Raw genomic sequence first — 555 nt, 5'->3', positions numbered from 1 at the left:
CCACCCAGTGCGTCCGGGCGGCGCTCGACGCCGGTATCAGCACCTTCGACACGGCGGACGTCTACGCCAACACCGCGGCGGAGACGGTCCTCGGCGCAGCCTTGAAGGACGAACGCCGGGAGTCGCTGGAAGTCTTCACCAAGGTCTTCGGCCCCACCGGGCCCAAGGGCCACAACGATCTTGGCCTGTCCCGCAAGCACATCATGGAATCCATCAACGGCTCCCTCAGGCGGCTGCAGACGGACTACGTGGACCTCTACCAGGCCCACCGCTACGATTACGAGACGCCGCTGGAAGAGACCATGCAGGCCTTCGCGGACGTCGTGCGGCAGGGCAAGGCCCTGTATATCGGGGTCAGCGAATGGACGGCCAACCAGATCCGCKATGGCCATGCCCTCGCCAGGGAACTGGGCTTCCAGCTGATCTCCAACCAGCCGCAGTACTCCATGCTGTGGCGGGTGATCGAGGCTGAGGTGATTCCGGCGTCTGAAGAGCTTGGCCTGTCCCAGATCGTCTTGTCTCAGATCGCGCAGGGCGTGCTGAGCTGCAAATACC

The 555-nt window shown here is 64.3% G+C and carries 1 protein-coding gene; it reads left to right on the top strand.

What is annotated here, in order from left to right:
• A partial coding sequence (locus tag AC1U89_RS24605) for an aldo/keto reductase (protein WP_479902230.1) occupies positions 1-555 on the top strand: 555 nt, incomplete at both ends.

This window comes from Caulobacter sp. 05T431 (assembly GCF_056665975.1).
Note: the sequence above shows the minus strand (reverse complement) of the source record. Positions and strands in the feature narration are given on the sequence as shown.